We start from the raw sequence: 23,630 nt of genomic DNA, 5'->3' as shown, positions 1-23,630 counted from the left end.
AACTCTCTGTCAGTGATCATAATATAAGGTAATTCTATTCTTACTGTAGATATGAAAGTTAAAGGGTCACTAAAATCTCATCGTAACAGAGATAAAAATTGTAAAGTTGTGAAAAGGGGTGGTAAGGTTTATATTATAAATAAGGTAAAGCCAAGATGTAAAGCGCGTCAAGGTTCTTAGCTTTTTGTTTTCCTTTTTATGTCATATGTTTTTCATATGGAAGCATGGTTAGAAAGAAACAAAAATTGTTGTATTTAACCATAGCACTGCCCATTTCTTCTCTTACATTATATTTTGGTATTAACATGATTACAGGCAGACGTGGCTTGTTAACATTAATTAACTTAAAAAAAAGAAATTAATTACGTGCGTCAACAAGTCCATGAATTTTAGTTCCACCCTAAGCCCTCTTGAGCTTGAGAATTTTTTCTATATATAGGCTCAGCATGAATGACATCTGATCATCAATTATGCAAATCTGGATCTTGTTGTGCATACTTAAGTCATTTTGCCAAAATTCCCTTTTGCATCACCTTTTAAACCTCTTGTGTATACTTCTGTAATTGTGGTAAATTTTTGATCATTGGCAGCCACTTCTCCACACTGCTTCCATACATATTCTCAACTTCTTCTCGCTTTTACTGTGTATTCCTTTTGTGCTCTTTAAAACGGTACCTTCTATATATATATTTATTGTCATTAGGCTAAGTTACTGCTTTTTTTCCATTTTTATACTTCCTGCCCTTGATTAATTTGACCTGCTAACATTTTGTTTACAGGGCCTGCTATTAACTCTGCACAATTTATTCTTATGGTAAAAACTTCTTCTTCTCTCTTATTTTTCCTTAACTTGACGCATATGGTTTGTTAAATACTCCCATCTGTCAAGGAATTTCTACTCATGAAGGTTATGGCTTGGAAGATTACTGAAATTTTGAAAAATGTAGTCTACTTCTATATTCAAATATATCAAGCAGTAATTCAAAATTAGCTATTGTACCTTTTGCACTATTATATGCAAGGTTGAGCAATTCTCTGTCCTCATATAAATCAGCAAATTTAAACTCCATGCACCCTGATTGTTTTGTGCCTAGAATATCTCCGCTACCCCTCAGCATCATATCCTTTTCAGCAATATAAAATCCATCTTGTGACTCACACATAATCTTTAACTTTGAATACGAACTTTTACTGAGATTGTCATATAACAGTACACAAAAAGACGGTTTATTTCCTCGTCCTACTCTACCTCTTAACTGATGTAATTGCGATAACCCGAACTGCTCTGCATTCTCTATAATCATAATAGTTGCATCTGGTACATCTATACCAACTTCTATCACAGTGGTTGCAACAAGCAGAGAAAACTCATTCCTCTTGAAGGAAAACATCACTTGATCTTTCTGCTCTTGAGTTAGTTTTCCGTGTATTATTCCAACTCTATCAAAAAATGTCTTTTGTAGTTCCTGAAAGCGCATTTCTGCTGCGGCAATATTGAGTTCTTCGTTTTCTTCTATATATGGACAAATCCAATATGCTTTTTCGCCTCTATTTATAGCATCTTTCAGTCTTTGAATAATATCTGATACTTTTTTAACGTTCATAATAACGGTTTTTATTGGCAATCTAGATTTTGGTTTTTCTCTTAAAATAGAACATTCAACATCACCATACATAGCTTGCTGCAAGGTTCTTGGAATGGGAGTTGCAGTAACAAAAAGTATATCGGTATTTTCTCCTTTTCCTACCAACCGATTCCTCTGTATCACTCCAAATCGCTGTTGTTCGTCTATGACTGCGAGTCCTAAATTTTTAAATGTAACGTTGGCTTGAAATAATGCATGAGTACCAATTACTATATTTAGAATACCATTTGCAAGTTCGTTCATGATAGTCTTTCTTTCCTTGCGCGCAGTTTTACCAGTAAGCAGAGCAACTTTTATATCAGTACAAGATAGAGCTTCTTCGATCCAATTATAATGTTGCTCAGCCAAGATAGTAGTTGGTGCCATTAGAGCTGCTTGCATGTTATTTTCTACCACATTCAGCATCGCAAAGAGTGCAACTACAGTTTTGCCACTCCCAACGTCACCTTGCAGCAGACTTACCATGCGGTATCTGGATTTTTGTCTTTCTGAGATTTCATCTATCGCTCGAATTTGATCATTTGTTAATTGGAACGGTAATTCATTTAAGACCTGCTCTTTGTATTTACTCAATATTATAAATTCTTTTCCCTCTTTTTTTACATGATTTTCCCTTGCAAGCTTTAGTGCCAACTGGTACGCAAATAGCTCATCATAAGCAAGTCTTTCTCTGCAAACTTCTGCTTCTGCGAGTGAGCTCGGTCTGTGCAATCTTATGATGCTTTCTTTCCAATTCAGCCATTTCTTTTGCTTGATTAATGTTTCATCTATCCACTCTGGCAAATCAGGCAAATCTTTTAGATTAGAACTTATTATGTTTCTAATGCTCTTGTTAGTAATACCGCGACATAATTGGTAAACTGGCTCTATGCAGGCTATTTCTTTAAATAGATTGATATCAGACAACATGTAATCTGGGTGAGTAATTTGCCAATGTTCGGCAAACTTTTCAAGTTTACCACTGATTACTATATCTGTTCCAACTGGAAATAATTTATACAAATATTTAACTGAGTAATTAAAAAAAACTATAAATAAATACTGACTTTCACTTTCAACGATTATTTTATATGGCCTACCTCTAACAGTGGGGCGCTGGTGCTCATACACTTTTGCCACAAAAGTTGTAAATTCTCCCACTTGAGCATCAGGTAGTGATTTACTTCTATCCACATAGCTGAGCGGCCTATAAAACAGCAAGTTCATTACTCTTTCTCCACCGCAAAGTTTAGGCAATATTGCGGAATAAAACCTTGGTATATTCTCAATTTTACTATTTAGAAAAGTCAGCACACTTGACTGCTCATCAACATTCATACTGTATAAAACCGTTTATTCATAATAGAGCCTTACTAAAATCCTGTCACCCTATTATGACTGTCTATGTTAAGTATATTATTGACATATTAACTATTTTTATGTATTATTATACTATCAGCAATTCATATCAAAGTATTAACAATGAACAACTCTATACAGGAAAAAAAGGGAAATCCAGTAGTTACGCTAAAGGCTCAAGCGGAAAAGTTTGATTTTAGCAGGTTAAGGGCTGATAAAACCAATGAGTCAGCAAACACTGGTGAGCAGATGTATGAAGATTTTCGAAGAATGAGATTTGTTATTAACAGCAAAAATCTAGACGAAAGTTTAATTGGTGCATTGATAGACGGAGCTAAGCAATACAATTTTGATGAAGTTTGGGATAGGTATTATAAAAATCAAGGGATACCTGGCAATAAAAAAACCGACCAATATTAAAGAGGAGTTTGAAAAGTTTTATAATCTAGGTAAAGGGTACGCTCATCTATTACCAAAAGAAGGAGATGAAAATAAAAGTTATCGTGCGTTTGGAAAAGAAGTTTTCAAGGCAATGTTCAAATATGCTGAAGCTCAAGTTCCAAGCGATTCTATCTTAAAAGAACTAGTTACTAACTGTAACCAAGCTGCTTATGTAGGTGCATTATATAATGAGGATAGTCCTCTTTTTCATGTAACTAAAATACATGAATTAACTTTCAGCTCCAGTCATACAACATATATTAATTGCAGTAATTCAGAACGTGTAGAAGTCACAGTTAAAGAGCTAATCTCTGCCACCGTACTTGTAAAGCCAAATGAAGAATTATGTAAATTGAACAGCTCACTAGAATTCGCACTTGAATCTCAAGATGGGAAAGATGATGTGATATATAAAGATGGCAAATTGTCACTTACTGTGCCCCGAAAATTGAGAGACTACAAAATTGATGGCAGAAGTTTATTTGATACCATTAAAGAATATTTCTACAAATTCTGCGAGAAGTTAGGATTCAAGTTTGAAGTAGAAATAGAACACAATTTTGAAGAAGAAGATTCTTTATATGAAGGTGAGGAGTATAACTTTGAGGGAGCACGTCTTGTGTTTCAAGAACAACCTCAAAACTATATAGAAGATCCAGATGTGGATCCTCTTAATAAAAAACGTGAAACTTCACCTTGATAATAATTAAAATATCTCAAGTTCTGTTAGCTTATTTGCATAGTCAGTTGTACTAGACGCAACTTAATCTGACAGAAAAACTAATATCACTCTCTATAAACAAAATATACTTAGCCAAGATAGAATAAAGACAAAATTTGAAGAAAAGCTAGGAAAAGAGAGAATTGAAGAGATACTCCAAGCTAAGCCTGAAAAAGATATAATGTGTGCAATACTTTATTCTAAACCTGAAAAGTCGTATTTTTTTGAGCAAAACATTGCTCAGCTTGCTTTTATCCGTGAATTAAGAGATATGGCTCAATCATATGATGTTAACTTTATTGAAAATGGTGGTGAGTATCTCGCCCAGGGAGAAAAGATCGATAATCAAAGGGTTGGCCACAATGATGTTTCTTGGTGTAAAGATCTTTATATTTAAAAAGAAGAAAGTGAGATTGATGGTATTTTTGCACTAGTTATACATTTATCCACCAAAAAATAGTCATTTTGCTTGGATATTTGATATAATTTAGATCTATTAAAGCAAAAGCATGAATGAAGTGATAACGTTTGGTTGTCGTCTAAACTTTTACGAGAGCGAGTTAATCAAAGAAGCATTAAAAAAAGCAAAGAGAGAAAATGTTGTTGTAGTGCATAGCTGTGCAGTGACAAACGAAGCAGAACGCCAAGTGAAGCAAAAAATACGTAAGATCTATAAAAACGACCCAAGTAAAGAAATTATCGTAGTTGGCTGCGCTGTTCAATTAGATCCTAAATCATATAGTGATATTCCTGGTGTAAGTAAAGTGCTAGGTAATCAAGACAAGCTAAGAGCTGAAAATTATCTACTAAATAATGATGAAATCTTAGTCAGTGATAACCAAGTAGAACCTATTCTCATTAATGGATTTGAAGATAAATCAAGGGCATTTATTGAAATTCAAAATGGTTGTAATCATAGTTGTACATTTTGCTCAATTACTGAGGCAAGAGGAAATAATCGATCTGTGCCAGTAAACAATATTATAGGGCAAATTAAGATTTTTATAGAAAATGGGTATCAAGAAGTGGTGTTTACAGGTGTTGATATTACTGACTTTGGTACAGATTTGTTTGGTAAGCAATCACTCAGTTCAATGATTAGAAGAGTTTTAAAGGATATACCACAGTTAAAGAGACTAAGACTTTCCTCTATTGATGTTGCTGAAGTTGATGATGAACTAATGGATTTAATAGCTAATGAGTCAAGACTTATGCCTCACTTACACTTGAGTCTACAGTCTGGTAATAATTTAATACTAAAGAGAATGAAACGTCGTCACAACAGAGAACAAGTGATAGAATTTTGTCATAAAATGAAGAGCTTAAGACCTAATATAGCATTTGGCGCTGATATTATTGCTGGATTTCCAACAGAAACTGATGAAATGTTTCAGGATACAGTTGATTTACTGAAAAAAATAAATGTAGTTTATCTACATGCTTTTCCATATTCAGAGCGGAAAAACACACCTGCTGCACGGATGCCACAAATACCAGAGAATGTACGTAAAGAACGAGTAAAGCATCTAAGAGAAATAAATAAAGAAATGATGAGCAGTTTTTATCAATCTTTGCTCGGCACTGAGCAAAGCGTTTTGGTTGAGCAGAATAATATTGGTAGAACAGAAAATTTTGCATTAACAAAACTTACATCAAGAGTTCAAGCTAAAAGTATTGTGAAAGCTCATGTTAAAGGAATAGAAAATAATTGTTTAATTGGAAATATTATTTCTTAATTTTTGTACATTAAAGGAATATATGATATAGTAGTTATACTATAAGTGATAATTCATTTATGATAATTAGAGTATCTATTGCTTTATTTTTTATCTTCATTCCGTGTGTCTATTTTTTTATTACTTATATCAGTAACAATACACACATTGAGCAAGTACAACCGTTAAAATTAGAAACAGATAATAATGAAAGTGTAATACGTTCTGAAGAGGTTGCTGAAAAAGAAATACCAATAAAATATCAAGAACTTAAAAGTAGTTCACCTTCTGTTTTCCAAGTAGCTAATCAGAAAAATATGTGGCCAAGTATTGCAGATCAAGCTGAGCCTACAAAGGAAAAATCAAAAAAACTTGATTTCTATGTTAGTGCTAACGGTGGTAAGATATGCCATGATAATTCAGAAACATTTGTAAAGGGTATAAAGGCAATAGGAGAAAGGTTTATTAATTTAATCAATACAGCTAATCCTAATCTTTCTTTGCAAGAAAAAGTAGTATCATTGTTTATCAAAGCGGGATTAGTGGATGAAATTCAGAGTATAGAGAAATTTAACGGCAAAATTGATTTCCAGTGGCTTAGGAGCGTATCTTTAGGTTACTATGCTGGGGAAAATGGCCGAGTTGATTTTGAAGCTATGTATTCTACAGCCAATATTGAAGATAGTAATTCTCCTCCGGTATTTGAGAAATCAGCAAGGGTGTTTGCATTTTTATTAAACTTCTATTATAACTCCAGCATTCGAGATACACAATTTGCTCCGTATATTGGTCTTGGTATAGGGCCAACAGTTTTTAGATTAAAAAAGATTAATGGATCACTAGAAAATTCAATGCCACTGAATGTTCCTTGGTTTGCTTATCAAATAAAGCTTGGTGTTGACTACTCAATAATCCCAGAAGTTAAAACCTTTTTCGGCTATCGTTACTTTAGTATCCCAATACCTATTGCAGATGATATATCCACTCATAATATTGAAGTTGGTTTGATGTTTAATTTTTAGTAATAATATCTGTTCAAGGGCATCTGAAGCAAAAGTGGTCAGTGCTTCTTTTCTTGCCATTAGACTTCTTGGATAACTTAAGAAACAAGTAGTAGAAGCAATATTAGGGAAGGTATAAATTTTGAGCAGGTAAGTAAACTTGATGAAGAGAAGCTTCGAAGACTAAGAGGAGTAAAAAGAAAAACATTGGAAAAATAATAGAAATTTTAATAGAGGAAGAGGCCAAGAAAAAGGCAAGAGGAGGAAAACCAAATAAACAATGCATGTTTGTTAATAGCACTAGAATATTTGCGTAAATACCGTACATATTTCCATATAGCGCAAAGCTATGGAATAAGTGAAAGTATTGCTAACGGCTGAATAGAAGATGCATTGATAAAACATTCAGATTTCAGGAAGATAAAGAGCTATTAAAGTCAAATGTAGAATACGAGATTTTAGTGATATAGCTAACCGAAGTAAGATCTGCTCGAGCGCTGAAAGACAAAATCAATAGCCGAATTAATATTGGGCCAAAAGGTTTGTAGAGCCTTTCTTATGGAGTGCTTGATCAGAACTTCTCAATTGGATTTAAATCTGGCGAGTATGGAGACAAGAACAAAATTTTACACTCAATATTTTCTATCAAATTTTTCGTCCTTGCAGATTTATAAAAACTCGCATTGTCGAGAACAATAGTCTGTCCAGGTTTAAATACAGGGACAAGTACATTTTCTACATAAGCATCAAAAATCTCGCTGTTGCAGTAGCCATCAATTATCCATGGTGCTTTAACTTTTCCTTCATTCAGTGCTCCAATCATGCTTACCTTCTTTCTTTTGAACCCTAGGCAAATAACCTCTTGCCTCTTTGAGACCACCCATATTCATAAAATTCATTGTCCTCTATTCCAGACTCATCTATGTATATCAAGTTTTCTTTATTTATTTCTTCTACTTTTTTTATGAACTCTTTGCGTTTCTCTTTATCTCTTTCTCGATAAAGAAAAGTTTTTTTTATATGTATAGTTTACTTTGCTAAGGTAGTTATATACTGTGCTTCTACACATATTACCAAATTCTTCAATTATCTTTTCAATTCTAATATCCTGATTTCCATTCAGAAATTTGATAAATCTATCCATATCTTTAATCTTATGGCCATATCCTTTGTGATAGCCTGAAGATGGTTTCTGTTTCTTTTTTCCTTTTCCTCCACAAATATATTGGTTTTATGCTCACTAAATTGGTAAGCATGTTACAAAGTTTTTGACGACGAAAAGACTGGATAGCTACTTGCATGACAACCATTTAGTTGTCTTTTCTCGTCTATCTTATTTTGTCACTCTGCTGAACAGATACTAAAGTACTAGCTTTTGTGGGTTGATGCACAATTCTATCAGAAGTTTTGTGACTATAATTGCAGAAAACATCGAGCATAAAACTCCTATCGATAAAGTGACAGAAAACCCTCTAATTGCTCCGCTACCAATAATGAACATTATTCCTGCAGCAATCAGTGTAGTGAGATTTGAATCAAGAATTGTTTTTATTGCATTTTTAAACCCTTCTTCAATGGCACGAGCTGTTCTTTTTCCTGCTCTTATTTCTTCGCGGATGCGTTCAAATATTAAAACATTTGCATCCACCGACATGCCAACAGTTAGTGCAATTCCAGCAATTCCAGGGAGAGTAAGAGTTGCTTCAAGTAAGGTAAGAATGAGTAGTATAGAGATTACATTAAAAACGAGTGCAACAGACGCTAACAAGCCTAATTTGCCGTAAGTAATGATTATAGATAAACCAACGGCTATGATAGAAATTATTGCTGCAATTTCTCCTGCTTTTATTGACTCTTCTCCAAGGCTTGGACCAATGTTTTTTTCTTCAATTATTTTAAGTGGTGCAGGTAGTGCACCTGATTTTAAAAGTATTGCAAGTTCACTCGCCTGTTTTTCAGTGAAATTACCGCTAATTTCTCCCTCTCCATTTAGAATAGGTTCACGTATTGTTGGTACAGTTAAGACTGTGTTATCTAAAACAATTGCAAAAGGCTTTCCTACATTTTCTTTAGTAATTTTTGCAAATTTTTTGCTTGCTATGCTGTCGAATTTGAAATGTACTGTTGGTTTACCTAAATTGCCAAATCTAACTGATGCGTTAACTAATGAATCACCGCCTATTTCAGTTTTGCGGAATATCGGGTAGGAATTACCCAAAGAATCCTTGAGCATAATCGTAGTGTCATGATCGATATCTTGCATTTTAGCTACATTGGTGTTTGCCAAATGGAAGGCCAGCTTGGCTGTTTTGCCAAGCAGAGATTTTATCTGCTGAGTGTCTTCTACTCCAGGAACTTGGACTAATATCTTATTTTGTCCTTGTTTTTGCACACTTACTTCCTTAGTACCAAGCTTATCTAAGCGTCTTTGAACATTAACTATTGACTCTGAAACTACTTCATTGATTAATGAATTCTTATAATGCGGTTTATATGAAATGAAAATTGCAGTATTTTTTCTACTCAATTCTAAATTTGGGTTTATTTTATGTATTAACGTTGAAACTTTTTTGTAATCATCAATATTATTTAAAGTTACAACCACTTGTTTATCGTTTTTTGCGCTAAATTCAATCTTTTGTGTTAACAGACCTTCTTTTATTTCATCGGTTAGCATGCTTAGTTTCTCTTTGAAGTAAAAATCTAAGTCTACGTTCAGGAGTATAGATGATCCACCTTTCAGGTCGAGCCCTAGATTTATCCTCTTTTTTGAGGTGAGAAACTTATTATCAAAGAAGTTTGGCAGTATTATATATAAAGATAACAAAGAAATTAGCAATACTGAAAGAGATTTAACTGTGAGCTTGTTTAGCATAAATTTAAACTATACTTAGGTACAGTGTAAACTGGATGGTTGCTAATCACAAGCACCTAAATGAAAAGGTCCGTGAAAGATAAAAAACAAGCCTAGAACCAATATCTCTATAATTGATTTTGTTCTTCTAGAACATCATTTATTGAAGCAGTATAAACACATGTATTAGGTTCAGAGTTGGCTCTCAGATTCTCTGTTTGTTTTGTCTAATTTTGTCAATTGCAAGGTAAGTGCATAAACCAAGTGTTAAGAAAATAACTATGCTAAGTGGTATGTGATTAGCAAGAAATTTATTATAACTTAAATCTTTCCAACCGAGAGGACTAGATAGAGAGGGGTGAGAGGAAAATCTGGGAATTGCTACTACTGCACTTAATGCTGTTAGAATAATAGCGACAGTGGCACCTACAAGAGGTAAAATATTCTTTTTATTAAATCTGCCATTAGAATCTTTTAAAATATCAAACATACATACTCGTCGATTACTAAATGTTCGTGATACTATGCACTAATTATAAAGTATTCAATAACTAAACTGGAGATAATAAAAAATGGACATAGAATATAGACATATAATATGAAGGATATATGCTAGTTAAAATAGGTACGAGAGGAAGCGACCTTGCGATCATCCAAGCTTTGGAAGCAAAACAAAGATTATTAGAGTCTTTTCCTAATCTATCCGTTGAGATCATTAAAATCAAAACTTCTGGTGATAAATATGCTAATGTAACCCTTGCTGAAATAGGAGGTAAAGGACTGTTCCTCAGGGAGATTGAGGCTGAATTACTCAAAAATAATATAGATATGGCGGTTCATTCGCTAAAAGATGTACCTGCGTTTTTCTCGAAGGACTTAACAATTCCTTGTGTTTTAGAGAGGCTAAGTCCATGTGATGTATTTATTTCTCATAAATATAAGAGCCTAAAAACTTTGCCACAGCAGGCTACAATTGCAACTTCTTCAATAAGAAGAAAAGTTCAGCTGTTAAATCTCAGGCCAGACTTAAATGTAGTGTCACTGCGTGGAAATGTGACAACTAGACTGCAAAATCAGAATTTTGATGGAATGATTTTAGCTGAAGCAGGGCTGATAAGATTAAAAAAATATCACTTAATTACAGAGGTATTGCCACCAAAAGTCATGTTAAGCGCAGTAGGGCAGGGGGCAATTTGCATTCAATGCCGAAAGAATGATATAAAAGTTATCGATCTTTTAGAGAAAATTAATAATAATATGTCTTTTATAAGGGCAAAATCAGAGCGCAGTTTCATGAAGACAGTAAATGGTTCATGCTTTACACCGCTTGCAGCTTTAGCAGAATATGTGAGTGAAAACATGCTACATCTTTATTGTATGTTAGCGGGCGAGAGAGTTATATACTTTACTGAACGCACTTCGTTTGTAGAAGATGCAGAAAAAATGGGTATGGATGCAGGATTAGAGTTAAAATCAAAATGCTTATAAGCTTACCTAAAGTATGTGGAATCTACCGTTATAATGTTTCAATGTCTAAAATGACTTGGTTAAATGTTGGTGGCCAAGCTGATGTACTATTTAAACCACGTGACGTTGAAGATCTAATGTGCTTGATAAAAGATACTGAGTTACCAATTAGCATTATCGGTGCAACATCTAACATAATAGTGCAAGATAGTGGCATTCGAGGAATAACGGTGAAATTAGGCAAGGAATTTGCATATATAAAATGTAAAGATAATAACTCCATTGTTGCAGGTGGTGCTGCATTGCTTAGTAACCTTGCATACTTTGCCGGGGAACAGCAAATTAGTGGGCTTGAGTTTCTTGCTGGAATTCCAGGAACAGTTGGCGGTGGGATAGAGATGAATGCAGGTGCATATGGTAGTGATATTGCGAGTGTTGTAAAGTTTATAAGGGCAGTGAATCTAGAAGATGGAAATTTATATGAATTTTCCAGTGAAGAAATGGGATATTTTTATCGTGGACATAGTCTAAAAGGCAGGTGGATTTTTATTGAAGCTGAATTTAAAGGAGTAAGTTCAGAGTATGAGCTTATATTGCAAAGATTGAAAGAAGTTATTGATAAAAAAAATAAAAGTCAACCAGTAAGAGGAAAAACTGCTGGTTGTATGTTCAAAAATCCAATAGGCTGCAAGGCATGGAAACTGATTGATGAGTCTGGCTGCCGAGGATTAAGTAACGGTAGAGCTAAAATTTCTAAGAAACATTGTAATTTTCTGCTCAATTACAATAACGCAACTGCATTCGACTTAGAAAACCTTGGCAACAGAGTAAAAGATGCAGTAAAAGATAAATTTAACATTGAACTTGAGTGGGAGATAAGAGTGTTAGGTAGATAGCTGCTGCTGATTATCTTAACCTAATTCCAAAAATTATTGTATAATATCATTTTGAGGTTTTATTTTCAATGCGCAAACTTGCAATGTTCTTTTCTATACTATTTGCAGTTGTCGCTTACTATTTAGATAATGAAGTGATATTTGAAGTAGCAAATCTATTTAGTGATATATTCATCAGTTTGTTGAAATTAATCAGTTTACCTTTGGTTTTTCTATCTATCGTGTCCACAATTTCAGGGTTTAAAGACTCAATTGAAATTAAAGTATTACTTAAGAAGACGCTGTTTTATACGCTGCTTACAACCATTATAGCTGCATTTGTTGCGCTATCTTTCTATTTATTTATAGATCCAGTAAGAAAAAATTTCATAAGTAACACAATAGAAAGTGTGAGTGACAGCAACCACAATTACTTTTCATACTTAAAATCACTCATTCCATCAAATTTTGTGCAAGTTTTTCTTGAAAATAACGTTATTGGCAGCATATTGATTGCTTTTTTGATGGGTGGAGCTATTATTTCGCTCTCAAAAGAAAAACAAGATATATTACACCAAATATTTTCTGCACTATTTGATACACTTCTTAGAATTGCTCAAGGGTTATTAAAGTTTATTCCTCTTGCTGTATGGTCTTTTATCACATGTTTTTTATACGAGTTAAAAGGTGGCAGTGAATTCCATAGTCTTTTTTGGTATTTTGCTTGCATAATGTCTGCAAATTTCGTGCAAGCATTTGTGATTTTGCCACTACTCATGTGGCATAAAGGTATATCACCAATTCAAACGATGAAAGGTGTTATGCCAGCACTTACACTTGCATTTTTTTCTAAATCATCTAGTGCAACGCTGCCTACAACTATAGAATGTGTGCAAAATCAGCTAAAGGTACCAAAGAAATTGTCATCTTTTATTCTACCAATATGCACAACAGTCAATATGAATGCGTGTGCTGCATTTATTTTAATCACAGTGATGTTTGTTGCAGAGATGAATGGGCACACATTTTCCTTAAGTGAGATGTTCATATGGATTTTTTTAGCTACAGGAGCTGCAATTGGTAACGCTGGAGTGCCGATGGGGTGCTATTTTATGGCAACTAGTTATTTGGTATCAATGAATGTTCCTTTGTACATTATGGGATTGATTGTGCCTATTTATACAATCATTGATATGTTTGAAACTGCAATAAATGTGTGGTCTGATATCTGTATAACACAGATAATTAATAAAGAATTTAAAACTCAAGAATGATATTAGATAATACAATAATAAAAGAATTTGAAGAGGCTGGTGCGATTTTGCACGGACATTTTGTACTCTCATCAGGGCTGCACAGCAACACTTACATACAATGCGCTAAAATTTTTGAAAATCCAAGCAGAGCAATGAACGTTTGTGAGCTATTGGCGAATAAAATAAGAAAAGAGCTTATTGAACCCATAGATTTAATACTATCTCCTGCAATTGGTGGAATAATCGTGGGTTATGAGATTGGTAGACAGCTTGGAATCCGAACAATATTTTGCGAACGTGTTAATGGTAAATTTGAATTACGCCGTGGATTTGAGATTAAACAAGGTGAGAAGATATTACTAATTGAAGATGTGATTACCACAGGTAAATCTTCACTTGAAGCAGTAAAATGTGCAGAAGAGAAGGGAGGTAAAGTTGTTGCTGGAGCTTCTTTGATCAAGAGAAATAGTGAAACAAAACTACCTTTTCCTATCATATCTTTGATTGAACTAAATATCAAAAACTATAGCGAGGAAGAACTGCCAAGTGAATTAAAACAATTACCCATAATGAAACCTGGGAGTAGAGAATATTTAACAAAATAATTCTATATATGGCTAAAGTGATTCAGTAACTTTTACGTGTTATATGTTGATCTTTTTGCATCAAAGTTAGATATTACAGTTTATTTTCCTGTATTCGTTCAACAGAATGGCAAAATAAGATAGACAAATAAAGATATAAAGTAAAAACAATAATAGTTGTCATTCCGGTTTGTGACACTTGCTTTATGTAGTTTCATTGCAAACGTTGTTTTTATTATAATACCTCCTATGATTAGTTTGCTTGTGAGCACCAGTGTCTAGGCACTGGAATGAAAAGAAAAGGCTAATTGAATGACAGGAAAGGAAGTACTAAAAACAAATAGGTGTCATTCCAGCGCGTGACGCTGTAATCCAGAAAGGAACAATGGATCCCAGTGTCTGAGCACTGGGATGAAACCTTTTTGCTTCAATATTTTGCACAGTAGCCATGCAACTTAACAGATATTTTTCTCTTCATTTATCCTCAGGTTTTTATGGGTTAAAAAAAACATAAAAACCTTATATAAAACCCCTGTTGTGATTAAAAATACACTAAATCTTGGTTTTCACATATTTCATCTTGTGCAGCAAAAGACAATAATTTTGCGCTCTCAAGGAAACTTTTTGCACTAGCTTCTAAGATATTAGATTTTATTTCTGTAAGTTCACATTTAATCTGATCTATTTTCCCATTCAAATTTTTATGTGCATCTTCGATTAATTTATTCATTTCATCTTCTAAAAGTATTCTTATTTCTTTGCTTTGTGAAGTGACAATATCGGCTATTTTGTCTGTGATTTCAGGTTTTATAAGGCTTTCAATTTTTTCTTCAGTGTATTTTTTTACTGCTTCTTCTACCTGAGTTTTTATTTCTGGCTTTAGCAGATCTGCAACTTCCGGTCCTACTTTTTTCACTGCTTTTTTAGCATTTGCTTCTACTAACTTTACTGTCTTATCAATTGAAGTCGATATTTTTTTTTCTATTTGATTAGCTTTTTCGGTAGCTATTTTGTTAGCTTTCTCTTCAGCTAAAGTTAGCATTTTTCCTTCTATTTTTTTACTTCATCTTGAGCTGCTTTTCTAGCTTCTAGTTTTAAATCGTTACCCATTTTAGATATTACTTGATTCGCAGCTTCTTTTGCTGTTTTGCTTATACCAAGAATTTTATCAAACATTCCTGCACGATACACTTGAGAGCCGAAGTTTGATTCGTCAGCCAAATTTTTGTAATTGTATTCTTTCATAATGTACTCCTTAATTTAAAGACTATACTAACATTAATATACAAGTACAAAAATTATATTAATATTAGTATAGTTTTTCAGGGCAGTAGTATAAATTTATAGTACCTTTTGAAAAAATTCATGACTTGACGACAAAGAGCATTATATTGGTATCATGACTGACTTGGAAAAGATGAGAGAAAAACTGCAAAATCAAATTAATTATCATAATATCTTATATTATCAAAAAAGTAAGCCAGAGATAAGTGATGCTGAATATGATGAACTGAAGAAAAAGTTAGCTGCAATAGAGCCAGAAGCTTATGCAACACAAGATAGTGTTGGTGCTCCGCCTGATGAGAGATTTTCTAAGGTGGAACATCAAGAACCTATGCTTTCTCTCGAGAATGCTTATGATGAGCAAGGTGTAGAAAAATTTTTGTCTAAAATAAAGAGATTTTTAATTGCAGATGAAATAGAAATACTATGTGAGCCAAAAATTGATGGATTGTCATTTTCTGCAATTTATGAAGATGGGAAATTTGTTAAAGCTGCAACTCGAGGTGACGGTTTTGTAGGAGAGGATGTTACTCACAATGTTGCAACAATAAAAGACTTTCCTAAGTTTTTACAAGATGTGCAAGGAAGACTAGAAGTAAGGGGTGAAATATATATCAGTAACAGCGACTTTTTAAAGTTAAATGAAAATAATGAATTCGCTAATCCTCGAAATGCAGCTGCTGGTTCTTTAAAGCAATTGAATGCGAACATTACAGCAAAAAGGCCTCTTAGATATTTTGCTTATTCTTTAATTGGTGGAATAGAGAAAAGTCAAAGTGAGATACTAGAAAAGCTTGAGAAATTTGGTTTTTGCGTAAATGAGCATCGTTCCTTAACAAGTAGTTTGAATGGAATGCTAAAGTTCTATAACGAGATCTATGATTGTCGTTATAACTTGGATTATGATATCGATGGGATAGTCTATAAAGTGAATGATTTGGTGCTACAAAGTCGTCTGGGAAGTACACACAAAGCTCCACGCTCAGCACTTGCATATAAGTTTTCTGCGATTTATGCGAAGACAAAGTTAAATAAAATATTTATACAGGTGGGTAGAACGGGGGTTTTAACTCCAGTTGCAGATTTAGTACCAGTCAATATTGGTGGAGTATTAGTTAGCAGAGCAAGTCTACATAACCAAGATGAGATAAAACGTAAAGATATAAGAGAGGGAGATGTTGTAACAATTAAAAGGGCTGGGGATGTAATTCCTCAAATTGTCAAAGTAGATGAAGGTTCTCGTCATACAAATATGCCTGAATTTGTTTTTCCTGACATATGTCCTGAATGTGGCAGTAAAGTGCAGATTGAAGGAGTGGCAGTAAGATGTCCTGAAGAATTTAATTGCAAGGCTCAAATAGTAGAAAAACTAAAACATTTTGTGTCAAAAGATGCATTTGACATTGTTGGCCTTGGTGAAAAACAAATAAAGTTTTTTTATGATCTTAGCCTAATAAGACAAATTCCAGACATTTTTATTTTAGAGGAAAGATTAAAAGAGTTTTCCTTAAAAGAGCATCATGGTTGGGGCGAGAAGTCAATAGCTAATCTATTAAGTGCTATACAAAACAGAAGAGTAATCACTCTAGATAGGTTCATATTTTCTTTGGGTATCAGATTTATCGGCCAAGTTGCAGCAGAATTGCTCGCAAATTATTATGTATCTTATGATAACTGGTATAATTCGATGTCATCAAATGATGTTGAGTTGGTAGGTATAGATGGTATAGGAGAAAAAGTAGCTGAATCTTTAAAATCGTTTTTTTCTCAGGAACGTAACATTAAAATGTTAAATGACCTTACTGCATATCTGCAAATTCTTCCCGTGAGCTCCAACTCTAGCAATTCTTTTTTGAATAACAAAATTATAGTGTTTACTGGTAAGCTACGTGCTATGAGCAGAGGGGAGGCAAAAGTAAGAGCTAAAGTTTTAGGGGCAAAGATCAGTTCAAGCCTTTCTACTAAAACTGACTATTTAATTGCAGGAGAAGATCCAGGTTCAAAATATAAAAAAGCAATGGAATTGGGTGTGGAAATTTTAGATGAAGAACAGTGGAACAAATTGTGCTAAACACAACTTAATCTGACGGGAATGAATTAACTGATAGAAGAATTGAAAACTAATATCAGACTCTTATTTAATACAATTGAACACTCCCTGCTCTTTATAAACATTTATGCAACAAAGCCAGTTAAATAGCTAAGCACCCCTCTAATATATGATTTCTCTGTATTAAACAAGATTTAATCTGACACTTTAAAAAAGTAAGTTATAAAATAATAAAAGAAAGGAGTGTTAGAAATGAATACAATACAAACAAAAATATTAAAACCAAAACTAGGTTTATTAGAGCTAGCAAAACAGCTCGGGAATGTATCTCAAGCGTGCAAGGTAATGGGATATTCAAGAGATACGTTTTATAGATTCAAGGAGTTATACGAAAATGGAGGAGAAGAGGCGTTACATGAAATCAGCAAGAAAAAAACCGCTGTTTGCAAACAGAGTTTCCGAAGATATAGAAAGAGCAGTAGTAAATATTGCAACAGAATTTCCAGCATATGGACAGCAAAGAGCTGCAAATGAGCTGAGAAAAGAGGTATCCGAAGGTGGTTGTATAGCTAAGAAACGACATTGAAACGTTCAAAAAAAGACTTAAAGCCCTTGAAGCAAAGGTTGCACAAGATGGCATAATTTTAACTGAAGAGCAACTTGCAGCTTTAGAGAAAGTGAAAGAACAAAGATGGTGAAATTGAAACACTGGTTATTTGGGTTCTCAAGACACTTATTATGTAGGCAATATCAAAGGTATAGGAAGGATCTACCAGCAAACTTTCATTGATACCTATTCAAGGGTTGCTATGGCAAACAGACAAAACTGCAATCACTGCTGCAGATCTTCTTAATATACCATTCTTTGATGGACAAAATGTGCCATTATCACGCATTTTGACTGATAGGGACTGTGGCAAACCAGAGAATCATGCTTATCAGCTTTATTTGGGAATTGAAAACATTGATCATTCAAGAACTAAGGCCAATTCTCCACAAACTAATGGAATATGCGAGAGGTTTCATAAAACTATGCAAGATGAGTGTTACAATATTATCTTTAGAAAGAAAATCTACAGCTCTTTGAAAGATTTGCAGATTGATGTTGATCATTGGCTGCGTTCTTACAATGAGACAAGGCCTCATTCAGGCAAATATTGCTATGCCTATGCAAACTTTTCTTGATAGCAAACAAATTGCTTTTCAGAAAAATATTAGTAACATTAAACAAAAGACTGATATTAGTTTTCAATTCTTCTGTAAGTTAATTCTCACCTGTCAGATTAAGTTGTGTCTAGTACAATTTATATTAACTCCCTCTAGGAAAGCTAGATGGATTTTCCATTGTACAATCTGACTGTCTAATAGTCTTACCTAACTCTTTAAAAGCACTACTATTTCTTTCGAAATACCCATTTTCTATAGCTGTCAAAACACTTTTCCCACCTAACAGACAACTCTGCCCTAAACTTGATTTATTCTCTAACTTGTTAAATCTTACTTCATCGACAAGCCTCACTTCTATTTTATTACTATCTTTCTCACTAGGACATAGATGAATACTGATCTCTCCTACTTCAGTGGTAAAAGACATTTCAATGATATCTCCCGAGAACTCTGTATAATTTCTCCTTCCTCCTATATTTTCAACTCTAATTATACTGTTTCCAACTTGAAGTATACCAATGTTTAGATTTAAATCTTTAGCTTTTTGATTATTTAATATCCTTGCAACTTCAACAATACTATTTTGTGGATAATCTATGCAAAAATATCCATTATCTATTTCTAGTTCAAAGTCATATTCATCAATTTGCTCACTTTTATTCATAATACTTTCAAGTGCTAATTCCTTAAGCTGTGAAAGGTTTTCGGATCGTTTACTCAAAGTGTCTAAATCTGAACAAATTATGTTCACAAAATCTTCATGCTCTTCGTCGCTCGATCTATTTAAAGATGCACCTTCTGATATTACCTGAAATATTTTTCTCTTGTGTAAGAACTCATGAATTCGAGTAGTGTCAGCAGATAAATATAGCTTTTGAAATGTGTCAGCTATACGATCTGTCAAGGACATACCAGATTTATATGGAAAAGTGAACATTATTCCTTGTTCCAGTGCTGCGCTTATAACTTTATCAAGTTCTTTTTCGCACTCCTCATAATCTTCTTCGCTACCAGAGTAACCTAAAATGTCTAGATAATCATGAATCTTATTTATTTTTTGCCAAATACTTTCATACTTTTCTTCTTCTCTTGTATTCAGCTTTACCTTTGTTAGAGAAAAAGAGTCTTTTTGACGGATTAAAAGAAAAGTATCTTTTCCTTTTTCTTTACGGGTTATCTCGTCAGTATAGAATAGTTGACTGTAACGCCTACCAAAACTTTCATCATAATCAGGGCAAGGGCTAACATTGTCTTCATCTTCACTATCCGTTCCATTCCATACTTCAATCGGGAAATCGGTATTTTCAAGGTTTTTATCTTCACTTGTTAGACAATTTTCTGTTTTTCCATATAGCCGAGTTGATTTATGATCATCGCTACTTTCATTATCAGCTTCATTCCATACTCCAATCTCGTAGTCAGTATCTTCAGAGTCTTTATCTTCACTTGTTTTATCATATTGATTATTTTCTCCTTCTCTACATAGCAGGTTGGTTCTTGATCATCATTATCTTTAATACACCTGGTTTCTACTTCAGGTATAGACTGAGTTCTCGCTATTTCTTTTCTTACGTTTTCTTTGTTTATTTCATCTGCAAGAGACACTTCATTACTAATATAGAAATTTTTCTGTTTTAAACTCTCGTTTTCCTTCTGCAGACTACTGAATTCTGCAAATAGCTCTTTATACTCTGATAAATAAATACACAATTGATCTCTTATATCATTAAGTTCCTTCTTTTTTTCTAGTATCTGATTTTCATAATTACCTTTCAAATCCTCTATACTGTTTATCAGCACTGTACTTTCTTTTCTTACTCTGTTTAACTCAGCTTCAGTCAAATCCAGTTTTTGCTGTAACTCTTCATTTATTTTGTCTGTTAACTGAATTTCATTCTTTGCCTCTTTTAATTGGTTATTTAAGTTCTTAATTACATCACTTTTGTTCTGAGTTTCTAATAATAATATTTCTACTTTCTGTTTTAGCTGTTCGATGTCTTGATCATTTTCAGTTAAACTTCTTGTACTTTTTTGTAATTTAACTTCAAGCTTTTTAATTTTCCCTTCTAGGGTTTGCATTTCTCTGGTAAGTTCACTTACTTCTTCGTAATACTCTTCTACTCTTTTCTTATAGTGTTTTTGTAACTCTACATTTTTTTTAAGATCAAAATTTTCCTGTTGTAGATTTTCTATTTTGCTTTCTAAACTATCTATTACTTGATTTTCTTCACTGCTAATCTCAAATACCTCTTCAGGAAAATGTGCAAATTTACAAGATGAAATGCCTTCAAGGACGTTACTACCAAATAAATTATATTGTACTACCTGCTTCGAACTAAACATACCTATACCCCCTACTAAAATAAACAAGTAATATATTGTATGCGCTATATATCATAAATACAATCGGTTTGAATATAATCTATTTACTAATTCGTATTGTGAATTTTTATAGAATAGATTTAGGTGTAAAATATTATGATACCATTAAAGTAGATGGATAAAGCACAGTCTTTTTGAGAGGATAAATTTAATGAAAAGACCATACTAATTAGTGTTATAAGGAATTGAATTATTTACTCTTTCCAAAAAACATAAAAAGATCGTATATTTGTGAGAACAATTTAAGCAAAAGCTGCGTTATGAAAATAGAAGCTTGAAATTTTTGCAACAAAGCCAAGTAAATTGGTTCGTATGTAAATATGGCTGAAGTAGGCTAATATAGCTGCTTTTATGATATAGCAGAATTACTATAAAGAAAAGTTCGTACGGTACATTTGGTAGACCAACGCATTCCAAAACGAACAGTTCTCATGCTAGCTGCTTTTTGTTGCTAGAAATGGTTGTATCAATTAAGTTTTTATTGAAAATTACTAGTAAATTAATAGTGATTTCGCAAAAAAGTTAAGGCAATTTTTATGATTAATTTTTTATAAAAAAATGTTGCTTTATAGAAATATTCAAGTAATTATATGTACAGTGGTATTTTATTAGCTTAAGCGATATGACAGTTTAGGAGGACTTACAATGCAATTTAATTCAGGGGGTATTGGTCAGGATTCTTTAACATATCAAAATGTTAAAAATCTTTCACTCAAAGAAAATAGTATACGTAATCCAAAAAAAACAGGTAAGGAAAATCGTGAATCAGCAGCAATTAGTGTTGCTAGAGTCGGTGCAAGTGTTGAAGAAAAAACTGCTGCAAGAAGTTGTCCTTACGCAAGGAAGACTAAAACTCGAATTGAAAATCTTCCACCCAAAAGAAATAGTATACGTAATCTAGATTTAAACAGAATAGGTAAGGAAAATAGTGAATCAGCAGCAATTAGTGTTGCTAGAATCGATGCAAATGCTGAAAAAAAAACTACTGCAAGAAATCATCTTTGCAGGAAGAGGGCTGGAACTCAAGTGGAAGAAGATCTTGTATTTCCTAAAAAAGTGAAGACCTTGTTATTTCGTGTAGAGGGTTCTAATTCAATAATAGGGAATCAAAATGAACTTAAAGTCCGTCAAGTAGAAGCTGAGTTAGATAAAGCAAGTAACTTACTTGAAGAGAAACAAAGTAGCTTTGACAGCCAAGCCGTTCAACCGGAAGAAAGTAAGACAAAAATAGAGGAAGCTCAGAAAGAGATTTCAGATGAACGAGATCAGCTAGAGCGAGAATTGGAGGGAAGTAGCAATGCTGCTATAGAGTTGAATAATAAAGTGAAAGAGTTGGAGGAAAAGAATGATCAAGTTAATGAGCTTAATGAAAAAGTTTTCTCAATCGAGACAGAAAGAAACACCTTGAAAGATCAGATCACAAAGATACAAAATGAGTTAGCAAGAAAGGAAAGTGAAATTGGTAGGCTTAATGATCAGCTCAGTAAAAGCTATCAGCACATTGAGCAGCTTAAACAAGATAAAAATAAAAAAGAGGAAGAGCTTTTAGATCAACAAAATAAAGTTAAGGAGTTGAATGATAAGGTTAATTCAATAACCAATGAAAGAAACTGTTTAAATGGTCAAATAGAAACTCAGTTGCTTGAGAAGAATAAGGAATTTGATGAGTTTAAAAAAGAAAGAGATACCCTAACTAATCAGGTTCAAGAAAAGAAAAATGAACTCAGTGCGAAAGAGGAAGCATTTTCAAAAGTACAAACAAATGCGCAAGATCTAACTTATGAGGTTAATCAGAAGGATCAGCAATTAGAGCAGGTAGTGAGAGAGAAGCAGAGATTAGAAGCAAAGTTTCGGGGTTTAAATGAAAAGTATTCAGAAGTAAAAAACAAAGATAGGGGGTATATTGAAAATTTAACTTGTAAACTAAGACAAGCTAAAAGTGAGTTTATCGATAATGAAAATAAGCTGAGTGACCAAATAGAAAAATTGAAGGAAGAAAAGGAAATTTTACTTGAACAGTTAAGGGCGAAAAGTACAGGTTCAGCATCGTTCAGAAAGCAACAATCAAAAATAGATAGCCTTAAACAACAGATTAAGCAAAAGGAAGAACCGAAGTCTGTCAGAAATCTAGAGCAGTTGCAGAACATATCAGGGCAGAATAAAATTGAAACTACAGTACCTGAAAATAGTGCAGAAAGTGAACTTAATTCTACTCGGTTGACAGAATTTGAAGGAAATAACATACATGTACAAGCTTCTGCTGCACCTGCTGCAACGGTAACTTCAATGAATGTAAAAAATATAGAAAAAGTTCCTGTTATGCTGGAAACTCCATCTGATAAAAGCGGAAGTCAAAAACTTGTTTCTGTTCAACAAGAAATGTCTTCGGTAGCTAACGAAAGCTCTGGACAAGTGAATGGTTCTCAAACCAATGGCATGCAGCCTAATAATTCAAGCAATGGAAGTATTATTGTAACACAAAGCGTACAAAAAAATAAGTGGCCTACCACAGCTACATGGAAATTAGCGATAGCTGGAGTGCTTGCAGGAATTGCTGCATCAGTTGCATATTTTACTTTCAGTGCTAGTTTGCTGGTAACAGGAGTAATAGCAGGTGTTGGAGCTTGTTGTCTGGTTGCTGCTGCAATTGTATATTATTGTAATAAACCTTCAAGTTCACTTGAAAAGAGTAGCATCGATAAAGTTGCAGTCAATGGATATACTGCAGCAGCAAGTTGTGAATAAATACAGTGGTCTATTATTGAATAATTTGCTATAATTATTCGATTATTAATAAATGAAAGCTTGGTAGTCCAATCTATCCCAAAACACAAAACTCTCACGGTAGT

The 23,630-nt window shown here is 33.4% G+C and carries 18 protein-coding genes and 3 pseudogenes; 13 read left to right on the top strand and 8 right to left on the bottom strand.

Annotated elements, in window-relative coordinates:
- Window positions 1–51 precede the first annotated feature (51 nt).
- Window positions 52–180 carry a type B 50S ribosomal protein L36 gene (gene ykgO, locus JKF54_RS01745; RefSeq protein WP_006015378.1) on the top strand — a complete coding sequence of 43 codons (129 nt, stop codon included), beginning with the start codon at window positions 52–54 and terminating at the stop codon, window positions 178–180.
- A 743-nt stretch (window positions 181–923) separates the two neighbouring features.
- On the opposite strand, the gene recG is transcribed toward ykgO, so the two are convergent.
- A complete protein-coding gene (recG, locus tag JKF54_RS01740) occupies window positions 924–2,963 on the bottom strand; it encodes an ATP-dependent DNA helicase RecG (protein ID WP_211908408.1) in 2,040 nt (679 codons plus the stop codon).
- Window positions 2,964–3,107: 144 nt separating this feature from the next.
- Between recG and JKF54_RS06315 the strand changes: the two are divergent.
- The 5 genes and pseudogenes from JKF54_RS06315 to JKF54_RS06310 all read left to right on the top strand — a co-directional run.
- A pseudogene (locus tag JKF54_RS06315) lies at window positions 3,108–4,125 on the top strand (hypothetical protein).
- A 202-nt stretch (window positions 4,126–4,327) separates the two neighbouring features.
- Window positions 4,328–4,543 carry a hypothetical protein gene (locus JKF54_RS01730; RefSeq protein ID WP_211908407.1) on the top strand — a complete coding sequence of 72 codons (216 nt, stop codon included), beginning with the start codon at window positions 4,328–4,330 and terminating at the stop codon, window positions 4,541–4,543.
- Between the two features lie 112 nt (window positions 4,544–4,655).
- The gene (gene mtaB / locus JKF54_RS01725) at window positions 4,656–5,882 is read left to right on the top strand and encodes a tRNA (N(6)-L-threonylcarbamoyladenosine(37)-C(2))-methylthiotransferase MtaB (protein WP_211908406.1); all 1,227 of its coding nucleotides are present in this window, start codon (window positions 4,656–4,658) and stop codon (window positions 5,880–5,882) included.
- Window positions 5,883–5,941: 59 nt separating this feature from the next.
- On the top strand, window positions 5,942–6,883 hold the full coding sequence (locus JKF54_RS01720) for an outer membrane protein (RefSeq protein ID WP_211908405.1): 942 nt from the start codon (window positions 5,942–5,944) through the stop codon (window positions 6,881–6,883).
- A 114-nt stretch (window positions 6,884–6,997) separates the two neighbouring features.
- A pseudogene (locus JKF54_RS06310) lies at window positions 6,998–7,234 on the top strand (transposase family protein); the annotation flags it as partial.
- Window positions 7,235–7,433: 199 nt separating this feature from the next.
- On the opposite strand, the gene JKF54_RS01710 reads toward JKF54_RS06310, so the two are convergent.
- From JKF54_RS01710 to JKF54_RS01700, 3 genes are all read right to left on the bottom strand, one after another.
- Window positions 7,434–7,685 (bottom strand): transposase, encoded by a 252-nt coding sequence (locus tag JKF54_RS01710; RefSeq protein ID WP_211908401.1) that lies wholly within the window; start codon window positions 7,683–7,685, stop codon window positions 7,434–7,436.
- Window positions 7,686–8,222: 537 nt separating this feature from the next.
- Window positions 8,223–9,737, bottom strand: coding sequence for a protein translocase subunit SecD (gene secD, locus JKF54_RS01705; RefSeq protein ID WP_211908399.1), 1,515 nt, complete (start codon window positions 9,735–9,737; stop codon window positions 8,223–8,225).
- Between the two features lie 184 nt (window positions 9,738–9,921).
- Window positions 9,922–10,206: a hypothetical protein gene (locus JKF54_RS01700; RefSeq protein ID WP_246433229.1), complete on the bottom strand. Its 285-nt coding sequence runs from the start codon at window positions 10,204–10,206 to the stop codon at window positions 9,922–9,924.
- Window positions 10,207–10,325: 119 nt separating this feature from the next.
- Here JKF54_RS01700 and hemC point away from each other — a divergent pair, with 119 nt between their 5' ends.
- The 4 genes from hemC to pyrE all read left to right on the top strand — a co-directional run bounded on the left by hemC (window position 10,326) and on the right by pyrE (window position 13,919).
- Window positions 10,326–11,204 carry a hydroxymethylbilane synthase gene (hemC, locus tag JKF54_RS01695; protein ID WP_211908397.1) on the top strand — a complete coding sequence of 293 codons (879 nt, stop codon included), beginning with the start codon at window positions 10,326–10,328 and terminating at the stop codon, window positions 11,202–11,204.
- Window positions 11,195–12,079 (top strand): UDP-N-acetylmuramate dehydrogenase, encoded by an 885-nt coding sequence (gene murB, locus JKF54_RS01690; RefSeq protein ID WP_211908394.1) that lies wholly within the window; start codon window positions 11,195–11,197, stop codon window positions 12,077–12,079. Before hemC ends, murB begins: the two co-directional genes overlap by 10 nt.
- Window positions 12,080–12,147: 68 nt before the next feature.
- Window positions 12,148–13,332, top strand: coding sequence for a dicarboxylate/amino acid:cation symporter (locus JKF54_RS01685; protein WP_211908392.1), 1,185 nt, complete (start codon window positions 12,148–12,150; stop codon window positions 13,330–13,332).
- Window positions 13,329–13,919 carry an orotate phosphoribosyltransferase gene (gene pyrE / locus JKF54_RS01680; RefSeq protein ID WP_211908390.1) on the top strand — a complete coding sequence of 197 codons (591 nt, stop codon included), beginning with the start codon at window positions 13,329–13,331 and terminating at the stop codon, window positions 13,917–13,919. The genes JKF54_RS01685 and pyrE overlap by 4 nt, the downstream gene beginning before the upstream one ends.
- Before the next feature lie 520 nt (window positions 13,920–14,439).
- Here pyrE and JKF54_RS06305 read toward each other — a convergent pair.
- Window positions 14,440–14,940 carry a hypothetical protein gene (locus JKF54_RS06305; RefSeq protein ID WP_246433228.1) on the bottom strand — a complete coding sequence of 167 codons (501 nt, stop codon included), beginning with the start codon at window positions 14,938–14,940 and terminating at the stop codon, window positions 14,440–14,442.
- 8 nt (window positions 14,941–14,948) lie between these two features.
- Complete coding sequence (locus JKF54_RS01670) at window positions 14,949–15,143, bottom strand: hypothetical protein (RefSeq protein ID WP_246433227.1); 195 nt, start codon at window positions 15,141–15,143, stop codon at window positions 14,949–14,951.
- Window positions 15,144–15,297: 154 nt separating this feature from the next.
- Here JKF54_RS01670 and ligA point away from each other — a divergent pair, with 154 nt between their 5' ends.
- Together ligA and JKF54_RS01660 are read left to right on the top strand one after the other, a co-directional pair.
- The gene (gene ligA, locus JKF54_RS01665) at window positions 15,298–17,253 is read left to right on the top strand and encodes an NAD-dependent DNA ligase LigA (RefSeq protein ID WP_211908388.1); all 1,956 of its coding nucleotides are present in this window, start codon (window positions 15,298–15,300) and stop codon (window positions 17,251–17,253) included.
- Window positions 17,254–17,484: 231 nt separating this feature from the next.
- A pseudogene (locus tag JKF54_RS01660) lies at window positions 17,485–18,457 on the top strand (helix-turn-helix domain-containing protein); the annotation flags it as partial.
- 84 nt (window positions 18,458–18,541) lie between these two features.
- On the opposite strand, the gene JKF54_RS06300 reads toward JKF54_RS01660, so the two are convergent.
- Window positions 18,542–19,336 (bottom strand): hypothetical protein, encoded by a 795-nt coding sequence (locus JKF54_RS06300; RefSeq protein ID WP_246433226.1) that lies wholly within the window; start codon window positions 19,334–19,336, stop codon window positions 18,542–18,544.
- Window positions 19,337–19,725: 389 nt separating this feature from the next.
- Window positions 19,726–20,742, bottom strand: coding sequence for a coiled-coil domain-containing protein (locus JKF54_RS06295; RefSeq protein ID WP_246433225.1), 1,017 nt, complete (start codon window positions 20,740–20,742; stop codon window positions 19,726–19,728).
- A 684-nt stretch (window positions 20,743–21,426) separates the two neighbouring features.
- Here JKF54_RS06295 and JKF54_RS01650 point away from each other — a divergent pair.
- A complete protein-coding gene (locus tag JKF54_RS01650) occupies window positions 21,427–23,526 on the top strand; it encodes a TomO hydrophobic C-terminal domain-containing protein (protein WP_211908386.1) in 2,100 nt (699 codons plus the stop codon).
- Window positions 23,527–23,630 lie beyond the last annotated feature (104 nt).

It is taken from the genome of Wolbachia endosymbiont of Spodoptera picta (genome assembly GCF_018141665.1).
GTDB lineage: Bacteria > Pseudomonadota > Alphaproteobacteria > Rickettsiales > Anaplasmataceae > Wolbachia.
This window is presented reverse-complemented; position numbering and strand designations above follow the sequence as displayed.

Excerpts from the sequence above, each read along its gene's own strand:
- ykgO (WP_006015378.1), top strand. The coding sequence starts at position 52 with ATGAAAGTTAAAGGGTCACTAAAATCTCATCGTAACAGAGATAAAAAT.
- recG (WP_211908408.1), bottom strand. The coding sequence starts at position 2,963 with ATGAATGTTGATGAGCAGTCAAGTGTGCTGACTTTTCTAAATAGTAAA.
- JKF54_RS01730 (WP_211908407.1), top strand. The coding sequence starts at position 4,328 with ATGTGTGCAATACTTTATTCTAAACCTGAAAAGTCGTATTTTTTTGAG.
- mtaB (WP_211908406.1), top strand. The coding sequence starts at position 4,656 with ATGAATGAAGTGATAACGTTTGGTTGTCGTCTAAACTTTTACGAGAGC.
- JKF54_RS01720 (WP_211908405.1), top strand. The coding sequence starts at position 5,942 with ATGATAATTAGAGTATCTATTGCTTTATTTTTTATCTTCATTCCGTGT.
- JKF54_RS01710 (WP_211908401.1), bottom strand. The coding sequence starts at position 7,685 with ATGATTGGAGCACTGAATGAAGGAAAAGTTAAAGCACCATGGATAATT.
- secD (WP_211908399.1), bottom strand. The coding sequence starts at position 9,737 with ATGCTAAACAAGCTCACAGTTAAATCTCTTTCAGTATTGCTAATTTCT.
- JKF54_RS01700 (WP_246433229.1), bottom strand. The coding sequence starts at position 10,206 with ATGTTTGATATTTTAAAAGATTCTAATGGCAGATTTAATAAAAAGAAT.
- hemC (WP_211908397.1), top strand. The coding sequence starts at position 10,326 with ATGCTAGTTAAAATAGGTACGAGAGGAAGCGACCTTGCGATCATCCAA.
- murB (WP_211908394.1), top strand. The coding sequence starts at position 11,195 with ATGCTTATAAGCTTACCTAAAGTATGTGGAATCTACCGTTATAATGTT.
- JKF54_RS01685 (WP_211908392.1), top strand. The coding sequence starts at position 12,148 with ATGCGCAAACTTGCAATGTTCTTTTCTATACTATTTGCAGTTGTCGCT.
- pyrE (WP_211908390.1), top strand. The coding sequence starts at position 13,329 with ATGATATTAGATAATACAATAATAAAAGAATTTGAAGAGGCTGGTGCG.
- JKF54_RS06305 (WP_246433228.1), bottom strand. The coding sequence starts at position 14,940 with ATGCTAACTTTAGCTGAAGAGAAAGCTAACAAAATAGCTACCGAAAAA.
- JKF54_RS01670 (WP_246433227.1), bottom strand. The coding sequence starts at position 15,143 with ATGAAAGAATACAATTACAAAAATTTGGCTGACGAATCAAACTTCGGC.
- ligA (WP_211908388.1), top strand. The coding sequence starts at position 15,298 with ATGACTGACTTGGAAAAGATGAGAGAAAAACTGCAAAATCAAATTAAT.
- JKF54_RS06300 (WP_246433226.1), bottom strand. The coding sequence starts at position 19,336 with ATGTTCACTTTTCCATATAAATCTGGTATGTCCTTGACAGATCGTATA.
- JKF54_RS06295 (WP_246433225.1), bottom strand. The coding sequence starts at position 20,742 with ATGTTTAGTTCGAAGCAGGTAGTACAATATAATTTATTTGGTAGTAAC.
- JKF54_RS01650 (WP_211908386.1), top strand. The coding sequence starts at position 21,427 with ATGCAATTTAATTCAGGGGGTATTGGTCAGGATTCTTTAACATATCAA.